The organism is Geobacillus vulcani PSS1 (assembly GCF_000733845.1).
In the GTDB taxonomy this organism is placed as follows: domain Bacteria; phylum Bacillota; class Bacilli; order Bacillales; family Anoxybacillaceae; genus Geobacillus; species Geobacillus vulcani.
Window position 1 is genome coordinate 3,004,433 of sequence record NZ_JPOI01000001.1, and the last position, 24,650, is coordinate 3,029,082.

Sequence of the window (24,650 nt, forward strand, 5' to 3'; positions counted from 1 at the left end):
TCCATATCATGATTCATTTCATCTGTGTATTTATACACATCCGCCGTACTTTTGCCAATACCGTTCACTCAACGCCCGCAGCACGAGATAAAGCGATGTGCGGTCGGTGACGTCATACTTATTCAAAAACTGCTTCGGCGCCCAGCAATACAAGCGGTAATCGGCAAGATCAGCGAGCGAATTGGGGCAAAAATGCGTCAAGCTGATGACAAACGCCCCGTTTTGCTTCGCGGCCACGACCGCCTCAAGCACTTGCTTCGTTTCTCCAGATACGCTAATGACAAAGACGACATCCTTTTCCCCGCAGCGGTCCGCATTATACAACATATCGTGGCGCTGGACAAAAAAGTCGGCCTGCTTGCCGACGCAGCGCAAATGCTTGGCCATCATCTCGCAAAAATAGGCGGAATCGCCAATGCCGTAAAAAAAGACGTGTTTCGCCTCATGCATCTTGCGAACGGCTTCGTCGATGAGCTGCTCATCGATCAACTTTTGCGTTTTTTCGATGACCGTTTTTCCGTCCGCCTTGATCGCCGTCTCATCCCGCTGCTCGAGCGCCAACGCCGCCTTTAGTTCTGCAAACCCTTTATATCCTAATTTTTTGGCGAACCGAACGATCGTGTTCGGCACTGTATAAAGCGCTTCCGCCATTTTTTGAATCGGAATATCGGCGATCTCCTCACGGTGTTTGATAATGTAATCGACAATTTGGTCATCCGTATCGTTCAGCTTATCGGCATACAGCCGCACCCGTTCGTCAAACCACATCGGTCTCCCATCCCCCACCGTCTTCTCGTTTGCTACTATTTTAGCAAGAACCGATAGCGGTTGGCTACAACGCTTGTTTCCGAGTGCTACGGCTGCTGCCCCTCGACCAACACCGGGATGCGTTCTTGATACTGTTCAATCCATCGACGGTTATGTTCGTCCGCCCCCTCGATGTTGCCGCTTAAAAAGATCGGCGGCTCCACTCCATTTTCTGCCATGAGGGCAATCGCCTCGGCGAAAACAGCGTTTAAAATCGCGCTGCCGATCACTGTCGAAGTAGGCGCAAATGGAACAGAAACGTTTGGGTGAGCTAAAATCGCATCGCCTTTCACGGAATGATTGTCAATCACAAGATCGACGACCTCATACAGCAACCGGCCGCTCTTATGCCGCGAAGGCTGGCTTTTGGAATACGCCAAGGACGTCACCGCAATGGTATAAGCGCCTTTCGCTTTCGCCGCCAGCGCCACATCAATCGGGACTGGGTTGCGTCCTGATGTAGACAAAACGAAAAACACATCTTCAGGACGGATATCCTCATGATCTATAAAATTTTTTGCGAAATCATTCATTCTCTCCAACATGGACGAACGAACCGCCCCCTCATGAAGCATAAGGGGCTCAAAAAATATTGGTTTAATTGGCACAAGCCCTCCAGCACGGTAGAACACTTCTTCCGTTAAAATGTGGGAGTGGCCACATCCGAACAGTTGAATAATTCCACCTTTTTGAATGGCTTCACTTACTATATAAGCGGCTTTTTTTAGATTGCCCTTCTCATGTTTTAAAACGAGTTCCAAACGTTCGTTCACTTTTTGGAAATATTGATCGATCATCGTCCATTCACCCCTTAAGCGCTTGATTTTCTATCTCTAAACTAGATTTGGCCCCCAACAGCCGCGGTTGAAACGCTCCTGCAGCCAAAAAAAACGGCTTCCTATCAAAGGAAACCGTCCATCAGCTCGTTGTATTTGTTTCTTTATTGTCCTGTATACCCACCAACCGGGATGTTGTCTTTCCGGGCAACGCCGGTGCGGTAAGCCGCTTCAATAACCGCCTGGCGGACGCGTTCCACGACCTTGCTGTTAAAGACGCTTGGAATGATATACGTTTCATTCAATTCGTCCTCGGTGACCACTGAAGCAATCGCTTTGGCAGCGGCGAGCTTCATTTCTTCGTTAATCTCTTTCGCCCGGCAGTCCAATGCACCGCGGAAAATGCCCGGGAAGCAAAGAACGTTGTTGATTTGGTTCGGATAGTCGGAACGTCCCGTCGCCATTACGCGCACGTGCGGCTCGGCCAGCTCTGGGTCGATTTCCGGAATCGGGTTGGCCATCGCGAACACGATCGGATCACGCGCCATTTTTTTCACGTCTTCGACTTTCAAAATGCCCGGGGCGGAAACACCGATAAACACATCCGCACCGGCGATCACATCCGACAAGCTTCCTTTCAGATTATCTGGATTCGTCATTTGCGCATACTCTTGCCAATACGGATTGTCGTACGTTTCGTCGCGGTGGATGGCGCCGTGGCGGTCCACCCCGATAATGTTGCGCACGCCAGCGGCAAGCAAAATTTTCGTGCAAGCAATCCCGGCCGCGCCAATGCCGGTTAAGACGACCTTAATGTCTTCCAGCTTTTTATCAACAATTTTCAAGGCATTGAGCAATCCGGCCAGCAGCACGACCGCCGTGCCATGTTGATCATCATGGAACACCGGAATGTCCAACTCTTCTTTCAATCGCTTTTCAATTTCAAAACAACGCGGTGCCGAAATGTCTTCCAAGTTGATGCCGCCGAATGCCGGAGCGATCGCTTTCACAATTTGAATAATCTCTTCCGTGTCTTTCGTGTCCAAGCAAATCGGAAACGCATCGACACCGGCAAACTCCTTAAACAGCATCGCCTTCCCTTCCATGACTGGCATCGCCGCATACGGGCCGATGTCGCCAAGCCCAAGCACCGCTGTGCCATCAGAGACGACGGCGACCGTATTCCGTTTAATCGTCAGCGAATACGCCTTGCGCGGATCTTCAGCGATGGCCGTGCAAACGCGCGCCACGCCCGGCGTATACACCCGCGACAAGTCATCGCGCGTTTTCACCGGAATTTTCGAGTTGGTTTCAATTTTTCCCCCGATATGCATCAAAAACGTGCGGTCGGAAACATTCACAATTTTGACGCCCTGAATCCTTTTCAGCGCTTCGATGATCAAATCGCACTGCTTCGTATCAAGCGCACTAACGGTGATGTCGCGCACCGTATGGACTTTGCTTGATGAGATGACGTCAATCCCGACGATGTCTCCGCCCGCCTTGCCGATCGCCGCGGCGATATCGCTAAAAGAGACGCGGTCTTTTTCAAACTGAAGACGAATCGTAATGTTCATCGCTGCCCCGCCTGGTAATGCCATACCAATCGTCCTTCCTTTTCTCTATATTTTGTAAACGGTCTACGGTACAAATGTTATCTTATGAGCGCCAAAAAGACAACCCTTATTGTTCGAACAAGCCAAACGGGCGATGGCGTGACAGGCAAAGCGGTCAGCGCAGAAACAGGCCCACTTTGGCTGCATCAGCTGGCGGGAGTTTCACGAAAAAAAAAGCGGCCTTCCCGGGTGCAGGAAGACCGCTGCCTTTCCGCTATTGAAGCAGGCGGAGAAACTCGCGCATAAACGCCGGCAAATCCGGCCACGCATGGGCGGAAACAAGGTTGCTGTCGACATGCACCGTACGGTCGGACACATACGTCGCTCCGAGCGCTTCAACCCCCGGTTTGCAGGCGATATACGCCGTCAAGCTCCGCCCTTTCAGCACCTCTGGCATCGTCTCGAAAATGAGCGAAGCATGGCAAATCGCAGCGATGGGCTTATTCGCCTCAAAGAAATGACGGACGATGCGCTGCACGTTTTCATCAAGGCGAATGTATTCCGGCGCCCGCCCGCCCGGAATGACTAACGCATCGTATTGCGTCGGGTCGATCTCGGCAAACGATGCATGGGCGTCGATCAAATAGCCTTGTTTTTCCACATACGTATCCCAGTCGGCAAAATCATGGACAACGGTGTGCAGTTTCTTTTTCTTCGGCGCGGCAATCGTTACGTCATGCCCTTCCTCTAACAAACGATAATACGGATAATACACCTCCAGCGCCTCAACAGCGTCGCCGGTGATGATCAACACTTTTTTGCTCATGGTTCTCGCCCCCCCTTGTCCATTTTTTCCTTCTCTTTTATCATAATGGAAACGGACGGAAAGGAAAAGCAAAATGATTGTCGAACCGATAGAAAAAGGGTTCGTGTGAAGCTTTAACCAGGAAGAAGAGCATGATCAAGGAGGAATCAACCATGACCATTGCCTCTTGGCTCGCCGAATCGCGCCGAACGGTGGTGCTTACCGGCGCTGGCATGTCGACCGAAAGCGGGCTGCCGGATTTCCGCTCGCCGCGCACCGGGCTGTGGGCGCGTTTTAACCCGAGCGAACTCGCTACCATCGATGCGTTGTACCGCCGCCGCGAGGCGTTTGTGGAGTTTTACCAATATCGCATTCGCACGCTGCACCGATGCCGGCCGCACGACGGGCATCGCCTGCTCGCCGACTGGGAGCAGCGCGGAATCGTGCAGACGATTGTGACGCAAAACGTCGATGGATTTCATCAACAAGCCGGCAGCCGACGCGTCATCGAACTGCATGGCTCGCTCCGAACCGTCCATTGTCAGCGGTGCGGGCAATCAAAGCCTAGCTTTGTCTATTTGCACGGTGTGTTGACGTGCGAATGCAGCGGTGTTTTGCGTCCATCGGTCGTATTGTTTGGCGAGCCGCTGCCGGAGAATGCCATCAATGCAGCGTGGGAAGCCGCCCGCCAAGCGGACTTGTTCCTTGTGCTCGGCTCATCCTTGCAAGTAGCGCCGGCGAACCAACTGCCGCTTGTCGCCAAACGAAACGGCGCCAAACTCGTCATCATCAATTGGGAACCGACGGAACTTGATGGTCTCGCTGACGCCGTCATCCAGCAACGGAAAATTGGCGACGTGCTGAAAGAACTTAACGAACAGCTGAAGGGGGGAGCACGATGAACAGGGAAGCGATGTTGCAAGAGGCGCTTCGCTCAATCGGCGATGATTCACGAATCCGCCATTGGCGGCGCGTATCCGGCGGCGACATCAATGACGCCTACCGCGTCCAAAGCGGCAAGCAAACGTATTTCATCAAAATGCAGCGCTTTCCGCCAGCCGGCTTTTTCACCGCCGAACAAGCAGGGTTGGAACGGCTTCGCCAGGCGGACGCCATCCACGTCCCGGCTGTCTTTGGCGTGGGGGAAGCAAACGGATGGGGCTGGCTTGTCCTCGAGTGGATCGAAGGAACAGAAACAGCGCAGACGGCTGAACAGCTCGGGCGCGGCCTCGCCCGCCTCCATCGATGCCGCGGGCCGGCGTTCGGGCTTGACCACGATACATATATCGGGGCGCTGCCGCAACGAAACGGCTGGTACGGCCGCTGGCTTGACTATTACCGCGATGCCCGACTCGCCCCGCAAATGAAACGGGCGGCGGCAAACGGCCTCCTGCCCGCCGAGCGACAAAGAAAGTTGGAGCGGCTGCTTGAGCGGCTTGACCGCTGGATTCCAAACGATTGTTTTCCGTCGTTGTTGCACGGCGACTTATGGGGCGGCAACTGGCTTCCGGGCCCTGGCGGAGCTCCCTATTTGATCGACCCGTCCGTGTTTTACGGCCATTATGAGTTGGAGATCGCGTTTACCGAGCTGTTTGGCGGCTTTCCCGCTCGGTTTTATGCAAGCTATCAAGAGCTGATGCCCCTTACTCCGGAGTATCATGAGCGAAAACCGCTTTACCAGCTGTTTTATTTACTCGTGCATTTGAATCTGTTTGGCGAATCGTATGGCCGATCCGTCGACCGCGTGCTTGAACGTTATGCGGGGGAGTAACCCCCCGCTTGACTTGACCGCTCATTCCGGACGCAACACCAGCGTGCTGCCGTTGACTTTTCCTAAACTTGTCACATGGTACGTCCCGTTGACCCAGTTGTCCATACGAACAGCCCTTTTTGACAAAAACACCGCCTGTATGTCGATAAGGAGCGGACGCTCAAGCAGGCCCGCTCCCCAGTTCGCTCATTCCGCGCCGATCTTTTCAAGCAGCGCATCGCCGTTTCGGCTGACGCGCACATAAGCGAAGCGGGCGTCCCGCCACCGTTCCCCGGTTTGTTCCGGCACGAAATACGATTCAATTCCATACACGGCCTGCTCACCATAGAAAGTGCCGCTGATCAAAATGTCTCCCTGCTGCCGCACAGCCCCAGGCCGTTTTTGGCCATTGACGGCATACACTCCGGCGAAACGGTACACTCCGTCCGGTCCTTTTCGCAACATCACCTGCACCTTTCCACTTCCATCCAGAGACGAGATCGTAGAAATGTCATAGCGAAGCCGGATATAATCCCCTTGCAGCACAGAACGCGGATCCACCGGCTCGAGCGCTAATTTTACCAACTGTCCGTCTCGCAATAGCCGTTCTTTCTCCCATACGGTATATCCGGTAAACAGAAATTGGGCAACGACCATCAACAGGACACCTAAGGAAACGTTTCGAGGCCACACCGCCTCCCTAGGGAAATGAAGCCGATTCCGTTTTTCCAGCCAAACAGCCCAAGCGAGCAACACCACCCCAGCCGCCAACAAACTGACCGATTTATGGAGCAAGTTCCACGCCAGCTCATAATATTTGAGCACAAAATAAAGAACCGTATACCCCCAAGCAATGGTCCGCTCGCGGCGCCGCCGTTGAAACAAGAAAAAGGCGAGCACCGCCACCATAGCGAGATTGGACGCCATATAAAGCCCATCAGCTTGGAAGATATCAACACTTGTCGCAATCCCGAGCGCACTAAGCGCCAGTACGAGCGGAGTCATGGCCGTCTTCCCTCTCCATCGACTGTATGCGTACAGCACCCCGTTCCATAGAGCGAGCAGCAACAGCTCCACCCGTCCATTCTCCATGTTCACATCAAGCACTACATACAAATAAAGCGTCAACGCAACCGTCGTCAACCGCTGCATCCCGCGCTCCGGGAAACGGATCACTCCCACGGCGAGCACGGCGATATAAAGAACCAACACCACCGTCGACAGTTCCCACGTCACCGTCCATCCAAGCCCGTAACCGACCGCCAGCAGCGTATAACGCACAACGGCGTTCCAACGGCGGCCGAGCCAAGCCGGAAGCACCAATCCAAAGATCGAAAGGAAAAACAGCACATACGGCGACCACGTGTCCGCCCACAGAAAATACAAGCCGAGCAAACTCGATATGGCCAACGACGAAGCTGCGAGCGTAATCACCGCTTGAAACGCGGCCAAAAACCATTTTCCGGCCCGCGTTCCCGCCGAAAACATCCCGGCCCGCCGGAGAAAGACGACCCCGCCGTACAGGATGATGGTTGCAGCAACAAGTCCGAGCAGAAGCAGCCATGTTTCAAAATGATCCACCAGCAAACGGTGGTATTGAATCAACAAAAACAAGCCGGCAAACAAACTCGTCACCAAACCATATCCCCGCTGTTTGGCAACGGAGAAAAAGTAGTAAAGCAGCCCGGCAAGCAGCGCCGCATACACGTATGGCCACCAGACATCGCGCCCGTACGAAAAGCCGGTGATGCCGATGACAAGCAGCCAGCCGTGCATCGCCGCATAAGCGAGATACGCTGTCCAAGGCGAACGGCTGAAGCGAAAGAGCGCGCCGTTGACCACAGCGAACAGGAGCAGCCAGCCAAACGATGCCCATTCCCTCCACTCGATATGGTAAGCGGAAGGAAAATAATAAAACCAGCAAGCAAGTTGCAGCAGCACGACAGCGATGACCGAAAGCGCCGGATCTTTCGTCAGCCGCGCCAACAACGCTGTCGGCGCCAGCCAAATGAGGAACAACCAATAACTGTCGGCGTGAGAATTATAAATTTGTCCTACTAACGCCAATGAGATGCCAAACGACAACACCCCACCGATCAACATCCAGCGCCCTAAAAAGCGATGGCGGCCCGCCAGAACAGCGCTTGCTCCATAAAACCCCGCCATCATGCCGATACTGATTCCGACTTTCGCCTCTCGCCCCATCTCCGGCCAGTTGGCGGCAAAAAAATAAACGATGCCGGCAATGATGCACAAAAACGCCAACGCATACCCTGTTTTCACGATCCGGGCCGCCATATCGCTTCCCCCTTGTCACTGGTTTTTTCTATAAAAAATATATGCAGAAAAAGCTGTCTAGAAGACCGTTGAAAATACGCCTTATTTCCTCGCACGTTTCCAGCTGCCGCCGATCCGCTAGAAGGCTCGTGAATAGGGTGGCGCTCCAACAGCGTTTCTTAAGCTGGCACTTCTAGCAACACCGCCCTCTCTTCCCGTTTTGTTTTCCAGCGGTTGTTTGTCACCGGTCTTTTCGGTTCCTGCTTGCGATGAAGAACATTACAGTTGGAGATGATGTTTTAAGTGGAAAATTTCCATATCATGCTCGGCCACTTTTTTTATCAAATAATCGATGGATGTTTGCTTGGAAGAGAATTCGCGCGAAGCCAGATCAAGAGCGGCCTGATGCTTATGAAGCATGTTCTCGATGTGGCGAAAGTGGCTCCGCATTTCTGTTGCGAGGTTGTCAACTTTTTCTTCGACCCGTTCAACTTTCACTTCAAGCCGTTGCTGTCCTTCTTTCAAGGTTTGCACATCGCCCTTGACCATGTCCATGTCCGCTTTCAGCGTTTGCACATCGCCCTTGACCATGTCCATGTCCGCTTTCAATGTTTGCACGTCGCCTTTGACCATGTCCATATCCGCTTTCAATGTTTGCACATCGCCCTTGACCATGTCCATGTCCGCTTTCAATGTTTGCACGTCGCCTTTGACCATGTCCATATCCGCTTTCAATGTTTGCACATCGCCCTTGACCATGTCCATGTCCGCTTTCAACGTTTGCACGTCGCCTTTGACCATGTCCATGTCCGCTTTCAATGTTTGCACATCGCCTTTGACCATGTCCATGTCCGCTTTCAATGTTTGCACGTCGCCCTTAACCATGTCCATGTCCGCTTTCAGCGTTTGCACATCGCCCTTGACCATGTCCATGTCCGCTTTCAGCGTTTGCACATCGCCTTTGACCATGTCCATGTCCGCTTTTAATGTGCGCACATCCTCTTCAACCCGGTGAAGCCGCTGTTCCAAGCGGGCTTGTCCCTCTTGCAACAACTGCACTTCACCTTCCAAACGCGCCTGTCCTTCTTTCAGCCCTTGGATCTCGCCTTCCAAACGCGCTTGTCCTTCTTGAAGTGCCCGGACATCGCCTTCGATCCGATCGAGCCGCATGTGGATCGGATTCAACTTTTGGTCAAGCAATTCAGCCATTAGTTGCACGAGTTCGGCTTGGCTCATCGTTTCTCACCTCCTTTCCCTCATTGTATCATGGTCCCACACAACGTCATAGTATAGAAAAAGAGATTTTCTTCTCCTTTTCGACAAAATCAGACGCTAGATCAAACCGATGAATCGGCTTCATCATCAAATCAACATAGGGCAAAACATGATTTTTTGATGATCAGCTACCAACGGCCGCCTCGATGAATCGACATCCGATAAAGAGCAAGGCAGGCCGACAAGTAAGCGCCGCCAAGCACAAACCCGCCCAGCACATCAGACGGATAATGCACTTGCAAGCTTAGCCGGCTTAAGCCGGTTAAGAGCGCCAGCGTCGCAAACACGCCGTAAATGGCCGCCCGCTCCCCGCGCTTTGTGCGCGTTTGCGCCAAAAAATACGCCAAAAGCAGCAAATAAATCGTCCCGATCATCGCGTGGCCGCTCGGAAAACTGAATCCTCCGATCTCGGCATGCGGCGGGCGCTCCCGCCCAACAACATGCTTGATCCATTCATTGATGCCATACCCCCCACCAACAGCGACGACCACCAACACCATTCCATAGACATCGCGGCGGAAAAACCATAAGCCAATAACAAGCATCACACTGATGATGCCTATTGTTTTCCCATTGCCGAGAAACGTAAACGGATCGAGCCATTGCCATGAATCAAACAGCTGCAGCCCACCTTCGTCAGCCGCCTTTGTCACCCCGGCTGCCACGCTTGCCCAAACAGCCAAAAAAAAGACCGCGCCGACAGCCGCTATCATCCATAACCGTCGGTTCACTCTGACTCACTCCTTGTCGATGCTTCCTCACAACCGCATCAGTCGGTTGTCCATTACGAGATCGTCAAATAGATTTGTATGGAGATGAAACCCAAAAGAAACATTGAAAGTTTCTCAATAATATTTTTACGAACAAAAGAAAAATCCTCCTTAAAAAGCAGCACTTTTTAAGGAGGAAACAACCATTACGACGGCAGCTTCGTCTCTCCCATCAGGAACCGGTCCACTTCACGGGCCGCCCCCCGGCCCTCGTGGATCGCCCAAACGATCAGGCTTTGGCCGCGGCGGGCGTCGCCGGCCGCAAACACGCCTTCAATGTTTGTCGTATATTTACCGTACGGAGCTTTCACTTTATTGTTGACCGTTTCCACGCCAAACTGCTGCAACAGTGGCTGTTCAGGACCTTCGAAGCCAATCGCGATGAACACCAAATCGCACGGCCATACTTGCTCCGTCCCCGGAATTTCTTTAAAGGTCGCTTTGCCGTTTTCATCAATGATTTTTTCCATTTGAACCGTATGCAGTTCTTTCACTCGGCCGTGCTCGTCGCCTACGATTTTTTTCGTTTGAATGCAATATTGGCGCGGGTCTGCCCCGAATTTCGCCTTCGCTTCCTCATACGCATAATCAAGCGTGAAAACGAGCGGATATTGCGGCCACGGGTTATTGTCTGGGCGCTTGTCCGGCAAAGCCGGGTGTTTGCCAAACTGGACGACGCTTTTGCAGCCTTGGCGCAGCGCGGTCGCCACACAGTCAGCCCCCGTGTCGCCGCCTCCGATGACGATGACACGTTTGTCCTTGGCGTCAATAAACTGACCGTCGGCAAAATTCGAATCGAGCAAACTTTTCGTGACGCTTGTTAAATAATCCATGGCAAAATGAACGCCTTCCAGTTCCCGACCTTCAATGGCCAAATCGCGCTGCTTTTGCGCCCCAACGCACAACACAACGGCATCGTATTGAGCACGCAACTCATCGGCGGTAATATCTTTGCCGACTTCGGTGTTTACAACAAAGGTGATGCCCTCTTCTTCAAGCAGCCGCACTCGCCGTTCGACGATGTCTTTTTCCAGCTTCATGTTCGGGATCCCGTACATCAACAAGCCGCCGATGCGATCGGCCCGCTCGTACACCGTCACCGAATGGCCAGCTTGGTTAAGCTGGTCGGCACAGGCGAGCCCGGCCGGGCCGGAGCCGACGATGGCCACCTTTTTTCCAGTGCGCGTTTTCGGGATGCGCGGTTTCACCCAACCTTCAGCAAACCCTTTATCAATAATGGCCCGTTCGATTCCTTTGATCGCCACCGCTGGGTCGGAAATGGCCACTGTACACGATCCTTCGCACGGCGCCGGACAGACGCGGCCCGTAAACTCTGGAAAGTTGTTCGTTTTCAAGAGCCGATCGAGCGCTTCTTTCCAACGGCCGCGGTACACCAAATCGTTCCATTCCGGAATGAAGTTGTGCACTGGGCACCCCGAGGTGAGACCGTTCAGCTCCAATCCCATATGGCAAAACGGCGTGCCGCAATCCATACAGCGAGCTCCTTGGCGCGCCAACACGTCTTCGGAAAACGGCTCTGTATATTCCTTCCAATCGTCAAGACGGGAAAGCGGGTCGCGCTTTTTTTCTTCCTCGCGAGCGTATTCCATAAACCCCGTTGCTTTTCCCACGACGGTTCCCCTCCTTCTGCGTCCTCTCTTCTCTCCGCTCTATCCTTCCCGCCTGTTTGGCAGCCAAAAAGCGAGCCCCGCGGCGGCGCGGGGCCGAAGCGGCGCCGCCATGCGCAGCCGACCGAAAAAGCGGGACTACTTTGCGGCCACTTGCAACATAGGAGCGTTGGCGGCAGCCGCTTTTTTCTGTTTCGCCACCGTTTCAAACGCCGCCATGGCAGCTTCATCATACGAAAGCCCGGATTGTTCGAGCGCTTGAATTGTTTCCACCATCAGTTTGTAGTTGTGCGGAATGACTTTGACAAACCGTTTCACATAAGCGTCCCATTCGTCAAGCACGAGTGAGGCCCGCGGACTCCCGGTATAGCGGAAATGGTTTTCGATCATCCGGCGGACGTCGCGAATTTCTTCCTCATTCTCGAGCCGTTCCAAGGAAACGAGTTCAAGGTTGGCTGTTTGTATCCAGCTGTTTTCATCAGCAAGGACGTAGGCGATGCCCCCCGACATGCCGGCGGCGAAATTTTTGCCGACCGAGCCGAGGATGACGACACGGCCGCCGGTCATATATTCACAGCCGTGGTCGCCGACGCCCTCGACAACGGCATGGACGCCGCTGTTGCGCACGCAGAACCGCTCGCCGGCGCGGCCGCGAATATACGCCTCGCCACCCGTCGCTCCATAGAAGGCGACGTTGCCGATAATGACGTTGTCCGCTGCGGCAAACGGCGCCTCATCCGGCGGACGGACGATCACTTTGCCGCCGGAGAGTCCCTTGCCAACATAATCGTTCGCGTCGCCGACAAGCTCGAGCGTCATCCCTTTCGGCACAAACGCCGCGAAGCTCTGCCCTGCCGATCCGGTGAAGCGGAGGCGGATCGTATCATCCGGCAATCCTTCTTCACCGTAGCGTTTCGAAATTTCGCTGCCGGTCATCGCTCCGACCGTCCGATGGACGTTGCGGATCGTAAGTTCAAGCGCAACCGGCTCCCGGTTTTCGAGCGCCGGCTGCACCGCCGGCAAAATATTCGTATAGTCAAGCGTTTCTTCCATGCGATGGGTTTGCCCTTGGCCGCAAGTGCGCGGGCCGTCGACTTGGTGCAGCAGGCGCGACAAGTCGAGATGCTTCGCTTTCCAATGCGTTTTCGCCCGCTCGCTCACTTTCAGCACATCGACGCGGCCCACCATCTCGTCGATCGTGCGGAAGCCGAGCTCGGCCATGATCTCCCGCACTTCCTGAGCGACAAAATACATGAAGTTGACGACATGCTCCGGTTGGCCGGTAAATTTTTTGCGCAGCTCCGGATTTTGCGTCGCCACTCCGACCGGACATGTATCCAGATGGCAAACGCGCATCATGACGCAGCCCAACACGACGAGCGGCGCCGTCGCAAACCCAAATTCCTCGGCGCCAAACAGCGCCGCCATTACAACGTCGCGGCCGGTCATCAGTTTGCCGTCGGTTTCCAACACGACACGGTCGCGCAAGCCGTTCAACATGAGCGTCTGGTGTGTTTCCGCCAAACCGAGCTCCCATGGAAGCCCTGCGTGCTTAATGCTCGTCTTCGGTGACGCACCCGTGCCACCGTCATAACCGCTGATGACGATGACATCGGCGTTCCCTTTCGCCACGCCGGCCGCAATCGTGCCGACGCCCGCTTTGGCGACGAGCTTGACGCTGATGCGCGCGTCTTTGTTCGCGTTTTTTAAGTCGTAAATGAGCTGAGCCAAATCTTCGATCGAGTAAATGTCATGGTGCGGCGGCGGAGAAATGAGCTCCACCCCCGGCGTCGAGCCGCGCACTTTGCCGACCCACGGGTACACTTTGTTGGCCGGAAGCTGCCCGCCTTCGCCTGGTTTTGCCCCTTGGGCCATTTTAATTTGCAATTCGTCGGCGTTGACCAAATAATGACTTTTCACGCCAAAACGCCCGGAAGCGACCTGCTTGATCGCGCTGCGGCGCCAGTCGCCGTTTTCGTCCTTCACATAGCGAGCCGGGTCTTCCCCGCCTTCACCGCTGTTGCTTTTTCCACCGATCCGGTTCATGGCAATCGCCAACGCCTCATGCGCCTCTTGGCTGATCGAGCCAAACGACATCGCTCCGGTTTTGAAGCGGCGGACAATCGACTCGACCGGCTCGACTTCTTCAATCGGCACCGGCGTCCGGTTCGGATCGAAGTCGAACAAGTTGCGCAAGAACGTCAACTGTTCTTCATTGGCCAGTTTCGAATATTGCTTATAAAGATTGTAATCATTTTTCCGGCACGCCCATTGCAACAAATGGATCGTCTTCGGATTGAACGCGTGATGTTCGCCGTTGCGCCGCCATTGCAGCTCGCTGCCGGTATCGAGCACATGATCTTCGTGCCGGGCGGCAAATGCCGCTTCATGGCGCATTTTCGCCTCTTTGGCGATTTCCTCAAGCCCGATGCCGCCAATTTGCGAGGCGGTGCCGGTGAAGTATTGATCAATGACGTCGTTGCCGATGCCAACGGCTTCAAAAATTTGGGCGCCGCGGTAGCTTTGCACCGTCGAGATGCCCATTTTTGACATCACTTTGACCACACCGTCAACAGCCGCCTTCCTATACGTGCTCACTGCGTCACGGTACGACAAGGCAATGACGCCGTTTTCGGACGCCTGGCGGATCGTCTCGAGCGCCAAGTACGGGTTAATGGCGTCCGCCCCGTAGCCGATCAGCGCCGCAAAATGATGGACTTCGCGCGCCTCGCCGCTTTCGACCAGCAGGCTGACGTTTGTGCGCGTCCCGTTCCGGATCAGGTGTTGATGAAGCCCGCTCACCGCCAGCAACACCGGAATCGCCACATGCGTCTCATCAACGCCGCGATCGGACAAAACGAGAAGCGTTGCCCCGTTCGCGATCGCTTCGTCCGCTTTGGCAAACAACTCATCCAATGCTTGCTTCAAGTCATCCGTAAACAGCGTCGGCAGCACCACACATGTAAACTCCGGATACGGATTGGCTTTTAACGCGGCCAATTCTTCGTTCGTCAATAGCGGAGTTTCCAAGCGGATGCGCCGCGCCGCTTTGGCGTCTGGATGCAAAATGTTCCCTTCTTTGCCGAGCAGCGTCATCGTTGACGTGACGACATACTCGCGAATCGCGTCAATCGGCGGGTTCGTGACTTGGGCAAACAGCTGCTTGAAGTAGTTGAACAAGCTTTGCGGCCGCTCCGACAATACGGCCAACGGGGCATCCATGCCCATGGCGCCGGTCGGGTCTTTTCCTTCCGTCGCCATCGGTAAAATCGTTTTTTCCACATCTTCAAACGTGTAGCCGAACGCTTTTTGCCGTTTGACAAGCTGCTTCGGCGCTTCGACGTCCTCCGGAATCTCCAGATCGCCAAGCGTGATCATTTGCTCATTGATCCATTGGCGATACGGCTTTTCATGAGCGATTTCTTCTTTGATTTCCTGGTCGGAGATGATGCGCCCTTGCTCAAGGTCGACAAGCAACATTTTCCCCGGGCTCAGCCGTTCCTTATATAAAATGTTGTTCGGATCGATATCAATGACGCCGACTTCGGACGAGAAAACAATGTAATCGTCTTTCGTGACGTAATAGCGGGCCGGGCGCAAGCCGTTCCGGTCCAAAATGGCACCGATTTGCTTGCCGTCGGTGAACGAAATCGCCGTTGGGCCGTCCCACGGCTCCATGAGACAGCTATGATACTCGTAAAACGCCTTTTTCGCGTCATCCATTTGTTCATCCCAAAACCACGGTTCTGGAATGAGCATCATCGCCACATGGGCCGGATTACGGCCAGCAAGAACGAAAAATTCAAACGCATTGTCCAAAATCGACGAGTCGCTCCCGTTTGTATCCAAAATCGGCAACACTTTTTCTAAATCGGCGCCGAACGCTTCCGACACAAATTGCTTCTCGCGCGCCGCCATCCAGTTGACATTGCCGCGGAGCGTGTTGATCTCGCCGTTATGAATCAAATAGCGGTTCGGATGGGCCCGCTCCCAGCTCGGGAACGTGTTCGTGCTGAAGCGCGAGTGCACGAGGGCAAACGCCGAGCGGAACCGTTCATCCTGCAAATCCAAATAAAACGCATCGATTTGTTCCGGCGTAAGCAGCCCTTTATAGACAATCGTCCGGCTCGAGAAGCTCGCTACATAGCACTCGTTGTTTTCCACCCATTTTTCGAACTGTTTGCGGATGACATACAGCTTCCGTTCAAACGCCAGCTCATCGGCCGCATCATCCCCTGCCGCGACAAACACTTGACGAATGAACGGTTGGCTTTGCCGCGCCAGCTTGCCAAGCTTGGTGCCGTCAACCGGCACGGTCCGCCAGCCGAGCAGCTGTTGTCCTTCCTGGGCGATGATTTCATTTACTTTTGCTTCATAATACGCCCGTTTTTCTTCATTTTCCGGCAAAAAGAACATCCCGACCCCATAGCGCCCTTTTTCCGGCAAGTTCATCCCATTGCACACGTCTTGAAAATATTCGTGCGGAATTTGCGTCATAATGCCCGCGCCGTCGCCCGTTTCCGGATCGCTTCCCTGCCCGCCCCGATGTTCAAGCTGACGGAGCATATGGAGCGCTTTTTCGATCACATCATGCGACGCTTTTCCTTTTAAATGAGCATAAAACCCGATCCCGCACGCGTCATGTTCAAATTCCGGACGATACAGCCCTTGCGCTTTCGGTAATCCGTAGTGTTTCATGCTGCCTTCCCCTCCCGTTCCGAATTGTCTGTAATATTCATTGTAGTTTTCAAAATTAATATAAACAATATATAATTTAGATAAAATCCATCTCATTTCGCGATCAATGAAAAAGGAGGGGGAGAATGGAGCTGCGGCAGTTGCAATATTTTGTGGAAGTCGCCCGGCGCGAACATGTCTCTGAAGCCGCCGATGCCCTTCATGTCGCGCAGTCGGCGATCAGCCGGCAAATCGCCAACTTAGAAGCGGAGCTTGGCGTCCAGCTCTTTGAACGGGAAGGACGGAACGTCAAGCTCACCCCGATCGGCCGCCATTTTTTGCCGCACGCCGAAGCGGTGTTAAAAGCGGTTGAGGATGCAAAGCAACAAATTGAGGAGTATTTGGATCCGGAGCGCGGAACGATTAAAATCGGGTTCCCGACAAGCCTCGCGAGCCATATGATGCCGATGGTCATCTCCGCCTTTAAAGCGGAACACCCAAACGTCTCGTTCCATCTCCGCCAAGGATCGTACTATTATTTAATCGAAGCGGTGAAAAAGCGGGAAATTGATTTGGCCTTTCTTGGCCCCATTCCCGCGCGTGAAATTGGCATTAAAGGGGAAATTTTATTTTCCGAACCGTTTGCCGCCCTGCTGCCGAACAGCCACCCGCTCGCTCGCCGCGACCGGATCGTGTTGAACGAACTGCGCCACGACCCGTTTGTCACGTTTCCCAAGGGATACATTTTGCATCAAATTTTAATTGACGCCTGTCATCAAGCCGGGTTTTCCCCGAACATCTCCTCGGAAGGCGAGGATCTCGACGCCATTAAAGGGCTCGTCTCCGCCGGCATCGGCGTCACTCTGCTGCCGGAAAGCGCCTTGTCGGAGAGCCTCCTCCGCTACGCCGCCAAAGTGCCGATCGAAACTCCGCAAGTGAGGCGCAACGTCGGCGTCATCATCTCCGACCATCACGAGCTCGCCCCGTCGGTGAAAGTGTTTTACCGGTTTGTGAAAGACTTTTTCTCCGAGCTGGAGCGGTATCAGCTTGGGTAGGAAGCCCGAAAGAAAAGGGAAGGGGAGATGCCTCTTCCCCCTCCCGCTAAACAACATGAGAGCGTTCGTTTCACCAGCTTTTATTTTGCAATTTTTACCATTTGATTCGCCGCTTCGCAAGCCTGTACGACCTCTTCCAACGGTTTTCCTAGCCCCGCCTCAACAGCGGCGATATACGCCCCTTCCACCAAGGGGGCGTCAGCGATTCGGACCCGCTCTTTTCCACCTGCCATCTCAAGAGCCAGTTCAGCGTTTAGCAGAGCGCTTCCAAGGTCGAACAAAACAACGGTCCCTTTTTCAGAATAAACTGATTCGATTGCCTCCTGTATATGAAGGGCATTCGTTCCAATTTCGCCATTGTTGCCTCCCGCTGCGGCAATGCCCACGTTTGGAGCTACTTGTTCCAGCAACTTCTTCAATCCTTCGGCGATTTCTTCACTATGAGAAACTAATACAAGACTGACATGGTTCATCCATAAGCCCTCCCTATAAGGTTGGTGAAAAACCGCTGTTTTCCTTGATCAATGGGTGAACGGATGAAAATAAGGGCTGGTGCTACAAAGGTTTTTCTACTTGAGAAACGATCCCGGGAAGCGGTTGCGCGAGTCAATCACCTGCTCCCTATGACTCAACAACCTTAGCGAAAGCAATAAACAATAAGCAGCTAGACGCCGAACCAGGATCAATATGGCCGATCGAACGTTTCCCTAAATAAGCGGCACGCCCCTTTTTCGCCTCCAATGTTTTCGTTTCTTCCATTTTTTGTTGTGCCAATTGTGCTGCCTCTCTAGCAAGCAGCTGTCCTTTTTCTTGCAAAAACATCACGACTGGCTCCCACACATCAATCATTGTCTTTTCACCGACCTGCGCCTTTCCACGCGCTTTCAGCCCAGCCAATGCTTCTCCTAATGCCGCAATCCATTCTTGCTCATTTCCTTCTTGTTTACCAGCAAGGACTTGGGACATTTTTAAAAAAGCCGTCCCATATAACGGCCCTGAAGCTCCCCCAACTTTGGCAATCAAAGTCATTGCCACATCTTTCAACAGTGTTCCGAGATCTTCATAGCGATTTGAAGAAATTTTATCCACCGCTTCTTGAAATCCCCGAGCCATATTCCATCCGTGGTCGCCGTCACCGATCGCTTGATCCAACTCAGTTAAATACTGTTTCTGTTGCTGAAAAAGTTCATTCATTTGATCAATCCATGCTTTTGCTTGCTCTACGCCTAAATTCATCTTCTGCCCTCCTTCCGCTCAGCATGTCTTAAAGGCTACTGTATCAGCCGGCGAACGAAGCAAGTCGATCAGCTCGTCATCGAGCTTCAACAGCGAGATGGAGCACCCCGCCATTTCCAATGAGGTCATATACTCCCCGACAAACGTCTCATGAATACGAATCTGCTTTTCTGCTAACCGCTCAGCAACACGTTTATGAACAATATACAGCTCCATCAAAGGGGTAGCTCCGAGTCCATTGATCATGACCGCCACTTGATCTCCTTGATCGAGTTTCATATCTTCAACAATGCGAGCAAGCAATCCGTCCACAACATGCTCGGCTGGCTGAACGCTGACTTTCTCAATTCCTGGCTCCCCATGAATGCCGATTCCTACTTCCATCTCATTCTCACCTAACACAAACCCTGGCGTTCCAGCAGCCGGCACAATGCAAGGGCTGAGCGCCACCCCCATGGAACGGACTCTTTGGATGGCTTTTTTTGCTGCTGCTTCCACTTCTTCGAGCGAAGCCCCACGTTCCGCCAATGCTCCAGCAATTTTATGGACGAACACCGTTCCCGCTATCCCACGACGTCCTGTCGTAAACGTGCTGTCTTCGACCGCCACGTCATCATTTACAATCACTTTCGCGATCCGGATTCCTTCGGCCTCAGCCAATTCAGCAGCCATTTCAAAATTCATCACGTCACCGGTATAATTTTTAATGATGAGCAATACTCCATTCCCGCCATCTACGGCTTGAATAGCGGACAAAATTTGATCTGGCGTCGGCGACGTAAACACTTCCCCACAAACAGCTGCATCAAGCATTCCCTTTCCGACGTACCCGGCGTGTGCCGGCTCATGGCCGCTTCCGCCACCACTCACAATCCCAACTTTCCCTTTCACTGGAGCATCCTTCCGGACAATCACATTCGTTCCCGGAATTCGTCTCACTTGTCGAGAATGAGCAGCCACAAATCCTTCCAACATATCATCCACTACCCGTAGCGGATCATTAATCAATTTTTTCAAGATTCCTCTCCCCTTCAATCAAGAATCATAAAAACGAACCCCAAACAGAAATAGTCGGCAGGTAAAATCGAGATGGTTCCTGATCAGGCCAGCCGCACCACCATCCGGCCGCGCAGCTCCCCACGCAAAATGCGCTTAAGCGCCTGCGGCAATTCAGTGAGCGAAATCTCTTTGGCAATCCGCTCCAAATCCGGCTTCAAATCGCCAGCGAGCCGTTCCCAAATGCGAAGCCGCAAGTCCATCGGACAATAGACGGAATCGATGCCAAGCAAGCTGACGCCGCGCAAAATGAATGGGTAGACCGTTGTCGGCACGTCCGCCCCTCCCGTCAATCCGCTTACCGCCACGGCCCCGCCGTAACGGATGCGGCTTAGCACGGTCGCCAGCGTCCGGCCGCCGACCGGATCGACCGCCGCCGCCCAGCGCTGCTGATCCAGCGGGCGAATGCGCTCGGCGGTGACGTCTTCGCGCGACAACACTTTCTTGGCGCCAAGGGCGCGCAAATAATCGTGCTCGGCCGCTTTGCCTGTGCTCGCCTCTACCGTGTAGCTGCGCTTCGCGAGCATCGATACGGCCAAGCTGCCGACGCCGCCCGTCGCCCCCGTAACGAGCACCGGCCCGTGTTCCGGCGTCAGCCCGTGCTCCTCAAGCCGATGGATGGACAACGCCGCCGTGAACCCCGCCGTGCCGATCGCCATCGCTTCTTTCAACGTCAACCCTTTCGGCAATGGCACGAGCCAGTCGCCGGGCAAACGCGCATACTCGCTGTAGCCGCCAAAGTGGGTGACGCCAATCTCATAGCCGGTCGCGATCACCTCATCCCCTTCAAGGAACCGCGGATGTTGCGACGAGACGACGACTCCGGCCAAGTCAATCCCGGGCACGAACGGATACGTTTTCACAATTTTGCCGTCCGGGATCGACGCCAGCCCGTCTTTGTAGTTGACGCTTGAATAATGGACGTGAACGACGACATCCCCTTCCGGCAAATCGTCCATCGAGATCGTTTTCACCTCAGCTGTAAACTCCGTTTCCGTTTTGTTGACAACAAACGCTTGAAATGCGGACATCATTTCCTCACCCTTTCCCCATGCATTCTTCCCTCATGTCATTCGACAAACAGACGCTACATTCCTTTCTGGACCAAGAAAACCCTCACTTCGGCTTGTGGGCGTAGGCGAGTGATGAATAAACCTCTCATGAAAGTCCTCCCTACCCTTCCTTGATTTCTTTTGCTAAACTGGAAACAAACGCATCCTTAAAATGAAAGAGGGGGAAACAGTGGGCAATATCCCTGACCCGAACAAAATTTACACGTACGCTGACTGGAAAACATGGGAAGGTCGCTGGGAACTGATAAATGGAAAAGCCTATAATATGACCCCTGCTCCATCTTCGGAACATCAATTTGCAGTCGGAGAATTGTATTTTGCTTTGCGCCATTTTTTCCAAAACCAACATTGTTACGTCTTTATGGCACCGTTTGATGTATTCCTTAGCAAAAATGAAACGTATGAAACCCCTGATGACATTGTCCAACCCGATATTGTGGTGATTTGCAATAAAAAACAGATTGTCAAAAAAGGGTGTTACGGGGCGCCTGCGCTAGTTGTTGAAGTCTTGTCACCTTCAACCGCTTTAAAAGATTACAACGAAAAATTTTATACTTACCAACACTATGGCATTGCGGAATATTGGATCGTCGATACGGCTAACAAAATGGTTCATGTATACAATTTGCACGAAGGGGTCTATCAACGGCATGCCACATACGGGCAGCAAGACACGCTGCATTCCGTACAATTTAAGGACTTAGCTATTCCATTAACGTATGTATTTGAATGGAGTTAAAACGGTTCTGACCATTCAGTGTTCATGATCGATCTTTCGTCAAACAGACAGGAATCGATGATCGGGCAGACGCTCCTAAAAATCTCCCCTCCCGAAACACAAGCGCATAGGCGGAAGAACATTCTGCCCCCGCGGCAGCCGTGTCATACCGTATTTTTCCAAACAGCCGCACAAAAGCAAACAAAACGCCAGCCCGTCGACCCAAGCTGGCGTTTGTCCTTCTTCTTATTGAATGGCTGCTAACGCCTCTGTTAAGACGCGGACAAGGAGCGACAGTTCGTCATCACTGATGCACAGTGGCGGCGACAAGGTGAGCACGTTGTTATACCCGGCGACCGTCGTTCCGTTTTTGCCGATGATGACGCCATGGGCTTTGCATTGGCTGATTACCTGGTTGACGAGCGACACATCAAGCGGCTCTTTCGTCGCTCGGTCGACGACCAACTCAATGCCGACAAGCAGTCCTCTTCCGCGCACATCCCCGACGTACGGATGATCGGCCAGTTTCGTTTTCAGTGCCGAAAGCAGCCATTCGCCGGCTTCACGGGAACGGTCAAACAAGCGCTCCGTCTCCATGATTTCGATGTTTTTCAGCGCCACCGCACAAGCAGCCGGGTGGCCGCCAAATGTATTGACATGGCGGAAGTAATCGTATTCGTCCGTTCCTTTAAACGCCTCATAAATCTCTTTCCGCACCGCCGTGGCCGCCAACGGCAAGTAGGCGCTCGTAATGCCTTTGGCCATCGTAATGATATCCGGCTTAACCTCTTCATGCATGAACCCGAACGGCTTCCCGGTTCGGCCGAAACCGCAGATGACCTCATCGACAATGAGCAGGGCTCCGTGCTTTTCACATACTTCCTTGACTGCTTTCATGTATCCATCGGGCGGCATCAGCACCCCGCCGCCAGTGATGATCGGCTCCATAATCATGGCGGCAATCGTCTCACTCAGCTCCCACGTCATCACATCGTCAACCGCTTTCACGGCCCGAAGCTGACGCGGATCGTCGGCTGTGTCAGGATCGCGGTAGCGATCAGGCGGCGGCACATGGATGAAGCCCGGGGCGAGCGGCTCGTATTTGTATTTCCGTTGCGCCTGTCCGGTCGCCGCAAGCGCTCCCATCGAGTTGCCATGATACGCCCGGTAGCGGGAGATGATTTTGTATCGGTGGGGTTCGCCACGTTGCTGATGATATTGGCGGGCGATTTTAAACGCCGTTTCGTTCGCTTCTGACCCGCTGTTGGAAAAGAAGATGACATACTCATCGCCCAACAGCTCATTGAGTTTTTCCCCAAGCTGAATGGCAGGCAAGTGGCTTTGCGTGAGCGGGAAATACGCCAGCGTTTTCAGCTGCTCATACGCCGCCTCCGCCAGCTCCTCGCGCCCATACCCGACGTTGACGCACCAGAGCCCGGCCATCGCATCCAAATACTGATGGCCAGCTGCATCCGTCACCCAACAGCCTTTTGCTTTGGCCGCGATCAGCGTTGCTTGTGGGTTATACGGCTTCATCGAATGCCAAACGTATCGATCGTCTTTGTCGAGCCACAGTTGGTGGGTTTGTTCAGTTCGCATGACTTATCTGCCCCTTTCACCCAACACAGGTTAAAAATCAAACCGGGAAGTAATCATCTTTTTGCGCGTGTAAAAATTCACGCCATCTTTTCCATTCACATGAAGATCACCGTAAAACGAATCTTTCCAGCCAGAGAACGGGAAAAACGCCATCGTCGCCGGCACACCGACGTTAATACCCAACATCCCCGCATCGGCCTCTTCACGGAATTTCCGGACCGCCTTCGCATCCTTTGTATAAATCGTCGCCCCGTTCCCATACCGAGACTTCCGAATATAGCTGAGCGCTTCATTTAAATCATTGGCCCTCAGCAAACTTAATACAGGGGCGAAGATCTCTTCTTTCGCGATTGTCATATCCGGGGTAACATAATCAAAAATCGTGGGACCTAAAAAATTGCCTTCGGGTCTGTCATCCATTTCCTTTCGCCCATCGCGAAGCAATACTGCTCCCTCTTCAATCCCCCTCTGAATGTAGCCTAGTACCTTTTCACGGTGAGACTGCCGAATGACCGGGGTTAATAACACTTCCGGATCCATGCCATTCCCGATAATCAATTCATCCGCTTTTTGTTTCAATCGACGGACGAACGTTTCGTTTTCCCCGACAATCACGACTACACTGCAAGCCATGCAACGCTGGCCCGCGCTTCCAAACGCTGAGTTGATCACATGTTGTACGGCCGTCTCTACATCCGCATCTGGCATGACAATATGATGATTTTTCGCCCCCGATAACGCCTGTACGCGTTTGCCTTGCGCCGCTGCCCGTTCATACACATACTTGGCCACTGGCTGTGAACCAACAAATGAAATTGCACGAATGTCTTCATGATCAATCAAGGCGTTGACCACCTCATGTGCTCCATGAACAACATTGAGTACCCCAGGAGGGGCACCTGCCTCCGTAAACAGTTCTGCTAACTTATTGGCCAAAATGGGCGTCCGTTCCGATGGCTTCAATACAAACGTATTGCCGCACACAATCGCCAACGGGAACATCCAAAGCGGCACCATCATGGGGAAGTTGAACGGAGTGATCCCTGCCACAACTCCCAACGGATAACGAAACATTTCCGAGTCAATCTCTTCGGCAATATTCGACAGCGATTCCCCCATCAGCAAAGTCGGAGCGCCGGCCGCAAACTCCACGCATTCAATCCCCCGTTGAATTTCTCCGTATGCTTCTTTATACGCTTTGCCATTTTCCTGCACGACAAGCTCCGCTAATTCCTCATGATGCTGGTTTAACAAATGATGAAATGAAAACATAATCCGCGCTCGTTTTGGAACAGGGACATCTTTCCACGTTACAAACGCTTTCTTGGCTGCTTGCACCGCTTGATCGACATCCTCTTTGGTTGAGATCGGAACACGCGCCAACACTTCCCCAGTCGCCGGGTTCGGGACTTCTAGCGTTTCTGTGCCACTCGATGCCACCCACTGTCCGCCGATATAGTTTTTGAGAACCGTTGTTTCCGGTTTGGTGATGGACATCAGATTCTCCTCCTTATCCCTATCTTTGTCCATGATCTAAATATTTTGTATTGTTACACAAAATTATCCTCCAGTTTTTGATTGCCTTCACTAGA

General features: G+C 53.2%; 19 protein-coding genes. 4 read left to right on the forward strand and 15 right to left on the reverse strand.

Annotated features, from left to right (window positions below):
* Window positions 1-30: 30 nt before the first annotated feature.
* The 4 genes from N685_RS0116140 to N685_RS0116155 form a co-directional block, all read right to left on the reverse strand.
* On the reverse strand, window positions 31-768 hold the full coding sequence (locus tag N685_RS0116140; protein WP_031410061.1) for a MurR/RpiR family transcriptional regulator: 738 nt from the start codon (window positions 766-768) through the stop codon (window positions 31-33).
* An 86-nt stretch (window positions 769-854) separates the two neighbouring features.
* Window positions 855-1,604 carry an SIS domain-containing protein gene (locus tag N685_RS0116145; RefSeq protein WP_031410063.1) on the reverse strand — a complete coding sequence of 250 codons (750 nt, stop codon included), beginning with the start codon at window positions 1,602-1,604 and terminating at the stop codon, window positions 855-857.
* Between the two features lie 143 nt (window positions 1,605-1,747).
* Window positions 1,748-3,184, reverse strand: coding sequence for an NAD-dependent malic enzyme (locus tag N685_RS0116150; protein ID WP_031410065.1), 1,437 nt, complete (start codon window positions 3,182-3,184; stop codon window positions 1,748-1,750).
* 229 nt (window positions 3,185-3,413) lie between these two features.
* Window positions 3,414-3,965 carry a DJ-1/PfpI family protein gene (locus tag N685_RS0116155; RefSeq protein ID WP_031410067.1) on the reverse strand — a complete coding sequence of 184 codons (552 nt, stop codon included), beginning with the start codon at window positions 3,963-3,965 and terminating at the stop codon, window positions 3,414-3,416.
* A gap of 152 nt (window positions 3,966-4,117) precedes the next feature.
* Between N685_RS0116155 and N685_RS0116160 the strand changes: the two genes are divergently transcribed.
* Both N685_RS0116160 and N685_RS0116165 read left to right on the forward strand, forming a co-directional pair.
* Entirely contained in the window at window positions 4,118-4,846 is a 729-nt protein-coding gene (locus N685_RS0116160; RefSeq protein WP_031410069.1) for an NAD-dependent deacylase, read from the forward strand.
* Window positions 4,843-5,715, forward strand: a complete 873-nt coding sequence (locus N685_RS0116165) for a fructosamine kinase family protein (RefSeq protein ID WP_031410071.1) — start codon at window positions 4,843-4,845, stop codon at window positions 5,713-5,715. Before N685_RS0116160 ends, N685_RS0116165 begins: the two co-directional genes overlap by 4 nt.
* Window positions 5,716-5,901: 186 nt before the next feature.
* On the opposite strand, the gene N685_RS0116175 is transcribed toward N685_RS0116165, so the two are convergent.
* The 5 genes from N685_RS0116175 to gltB form a co-directional block, all read right to left on the reverse strand.
* Entirely contained in the window at window positions 5,902-7,992 is a 2,091-nt protein-coding gene (locus tag N685_RS0116175; RefSeq protein ID WP_031410074.1) for a GDYXXLXY domain-containing protein, read from the reverse strand.
* A gap of 258 nt (window positions 7,993-8,250) precedes the next feature.
* The gene (locus N685_RS0116180; RefSeq protein WP_031410075.1) at window positions 8,251-9,207 is read right to left on the reverse strand and encodes a hypothetical protein; all 957 of its coding nucleotides are present in this window, start codon (window positions 9,205-9,207) and stop codon (window positions 8,251-8,253) included.
* 167 nt (window positions 9,208-9,374) lie between these two features.
* Complete coding sequence (locus N685_RS0116185; RefSeq protein ID WP_031410077.1) at window positions 9,375-9,959, reverse strand: phosphatase PAP2 family protein; 585 nt, start codon at window positions 9,957-9,959, stop codon at window positions 9,375-9,377.
* Window positions 9,960-10,162: 203 nt separating this feature from the next.
* Window positions 10,163-11,647 (reverse strand): glutamate synthase subunit beta, encoded by a 1,485-nt coding sequence (locus tag N685_RS0116190; RefSeq protein WP_031410079.1) that lies wholly within the window; start codon window positions 11,645-11,647, stop codon window positions 10,163-10,165.
* A gap of 135 nt (window positions 11,648-11,782) precedes the next feature.
* Window positions 11,783-16,342 carry a glutamate synthase large subunit gene (gene gltB, locus N685_RS0116195; protein WP_031410080.1) on the reverse strand — a complete coding sequence of 1,520 codons (4,560 nt, stop codon included), beginning with the start codon at window positions 16,340-16,342 and terminating at the stop codon, window positions 11,783-11,785.
* A gap of 125 nt (window positions 16,343-16,467) precedes the next feature.
* Between gltB and N685_RS0116200 the strand changes: the two genes are divergently transcribed.
* The gene (locus N685_RS0116200; protein ID WP_031410082.1) at window positions 16,468-17,376 is read left to right on the forward strand and encodes a LysR family transcriptional regulator; all 909 of its coding nucleotides are present in this window, start codon (window positions 16,468-16,470) and stop codon (window positions 17,374-17,376) included.
* 80 nt (window positions 17,377-17,456) lie between these two features.
* Here N685_RS0116200 and dhaM read toward each other — a convergent pair whose 3' ends face one another.
* The 4 genes from dhaM to N685_RS0116220 form a co-directional block, all read right to left on the reverse strand.
* Window positions 17,457-17,849: a dihydroxyacetone kinase phosphoryl donor subunit DhaM gene (dhaM, locus tag N685_RS0116205; protein WP_031410084.1), complete on the reverse strand. Its 393-nt coding sequence runs from the start codon at window positions 17,847-17,849 to the stop codon at window positions 17,457-17,459.
* Window positions 17,850-17,997: 148 nt separating this feature from the next.
* Complete coding sequence (dhaL, locus tag N685_RS0116210; RefSeq protein WP_031410086.1) at window positions 17,998-18,612, reverse strand: dihydroxyacetone kinase subunit DhaL; 615 nt, start codon at window positions 18,610-18,612, stop codon at window positions 17,998-18,000.
* Between the two features lie 18 nt (window positions 18,613-18,630).
* Complete coding sequence (gene dhaK, locus N685_RS0116215; protein WP_031410088.1) at window positions 18,631-19,629, reverse strand: dihydroxyacetone kinase subunit DhaK; 999 nt, start codon at window positions 19,627-19,629, stop codon at window positions 18,631-18,633.
* 83 nt (window positions 19,630-19,712) lie between these two features.
* The gene (locus N685_RS0116220) at window positions 19,713-20,699 is read right to left on the reverse strand and encodes an NADPH:quinone oxidoreductase family protein (RefSeq protein WP_031410090.1); all 987 of its coding nucleotides are present in this window, start codon (window positions 20,697-20,699) and stop codon (window positions 19,713-19,715) included.
* A gap of 211 nt (window positions 20,700-20,910) precedes the next feature.
* On the opposite strand from N685_RS0116220, the gene N685_RS0116225 reads away from it, so the two are divergent.
* On the forward strand, window positions 20,911-21,480 hold the full coding sequence (locus N685_RS0116225) for a Uma2 family endonuclease (RefSeq protein ID WP_084177489.1): 570 nt from the start codon (window positions 20,911-20,913) through the stop codon (window positions 21,478-21,480).
* 225 nt (window positions 21,481-21,705) lie between these two features.
* Here the strand turns inward: N685_RS0116225 and N685_RS0116230 are convergent, their stop codons facing one another.
* Both N685_RS0116230 and N685_RS0116235 read right to left on the reverse strand, forming a co-directional pair.
* On the reverse strand, window positions 21,706-23,058 hold the full coding sequence (locus tag N685_RS0116230; RefSeq protein WP_031410093.1) for an aspartate aminotransferase family protein: 1,353 nt from the start codon (window positions 23,056-23,058) through the stop codon (window positions 21,706-21,708).
* A gap of 30 nt (window positions 23,059-23,088) precedes the next feature.
* Window positions 23,089-24,555, reverse strand: a complete 1,467-nt coding sequence (locus N685_RS0116235; protein ID WP_031410095.1) for a CoA-acylating methylmalonate-semialdehyde dehydrogenase — start codon at window positions 24,553-24,555, stop codon at window positions 23,089-23,091.
* Window positions 24,556-24,650 lie beyond the last annotated feature (95 nt).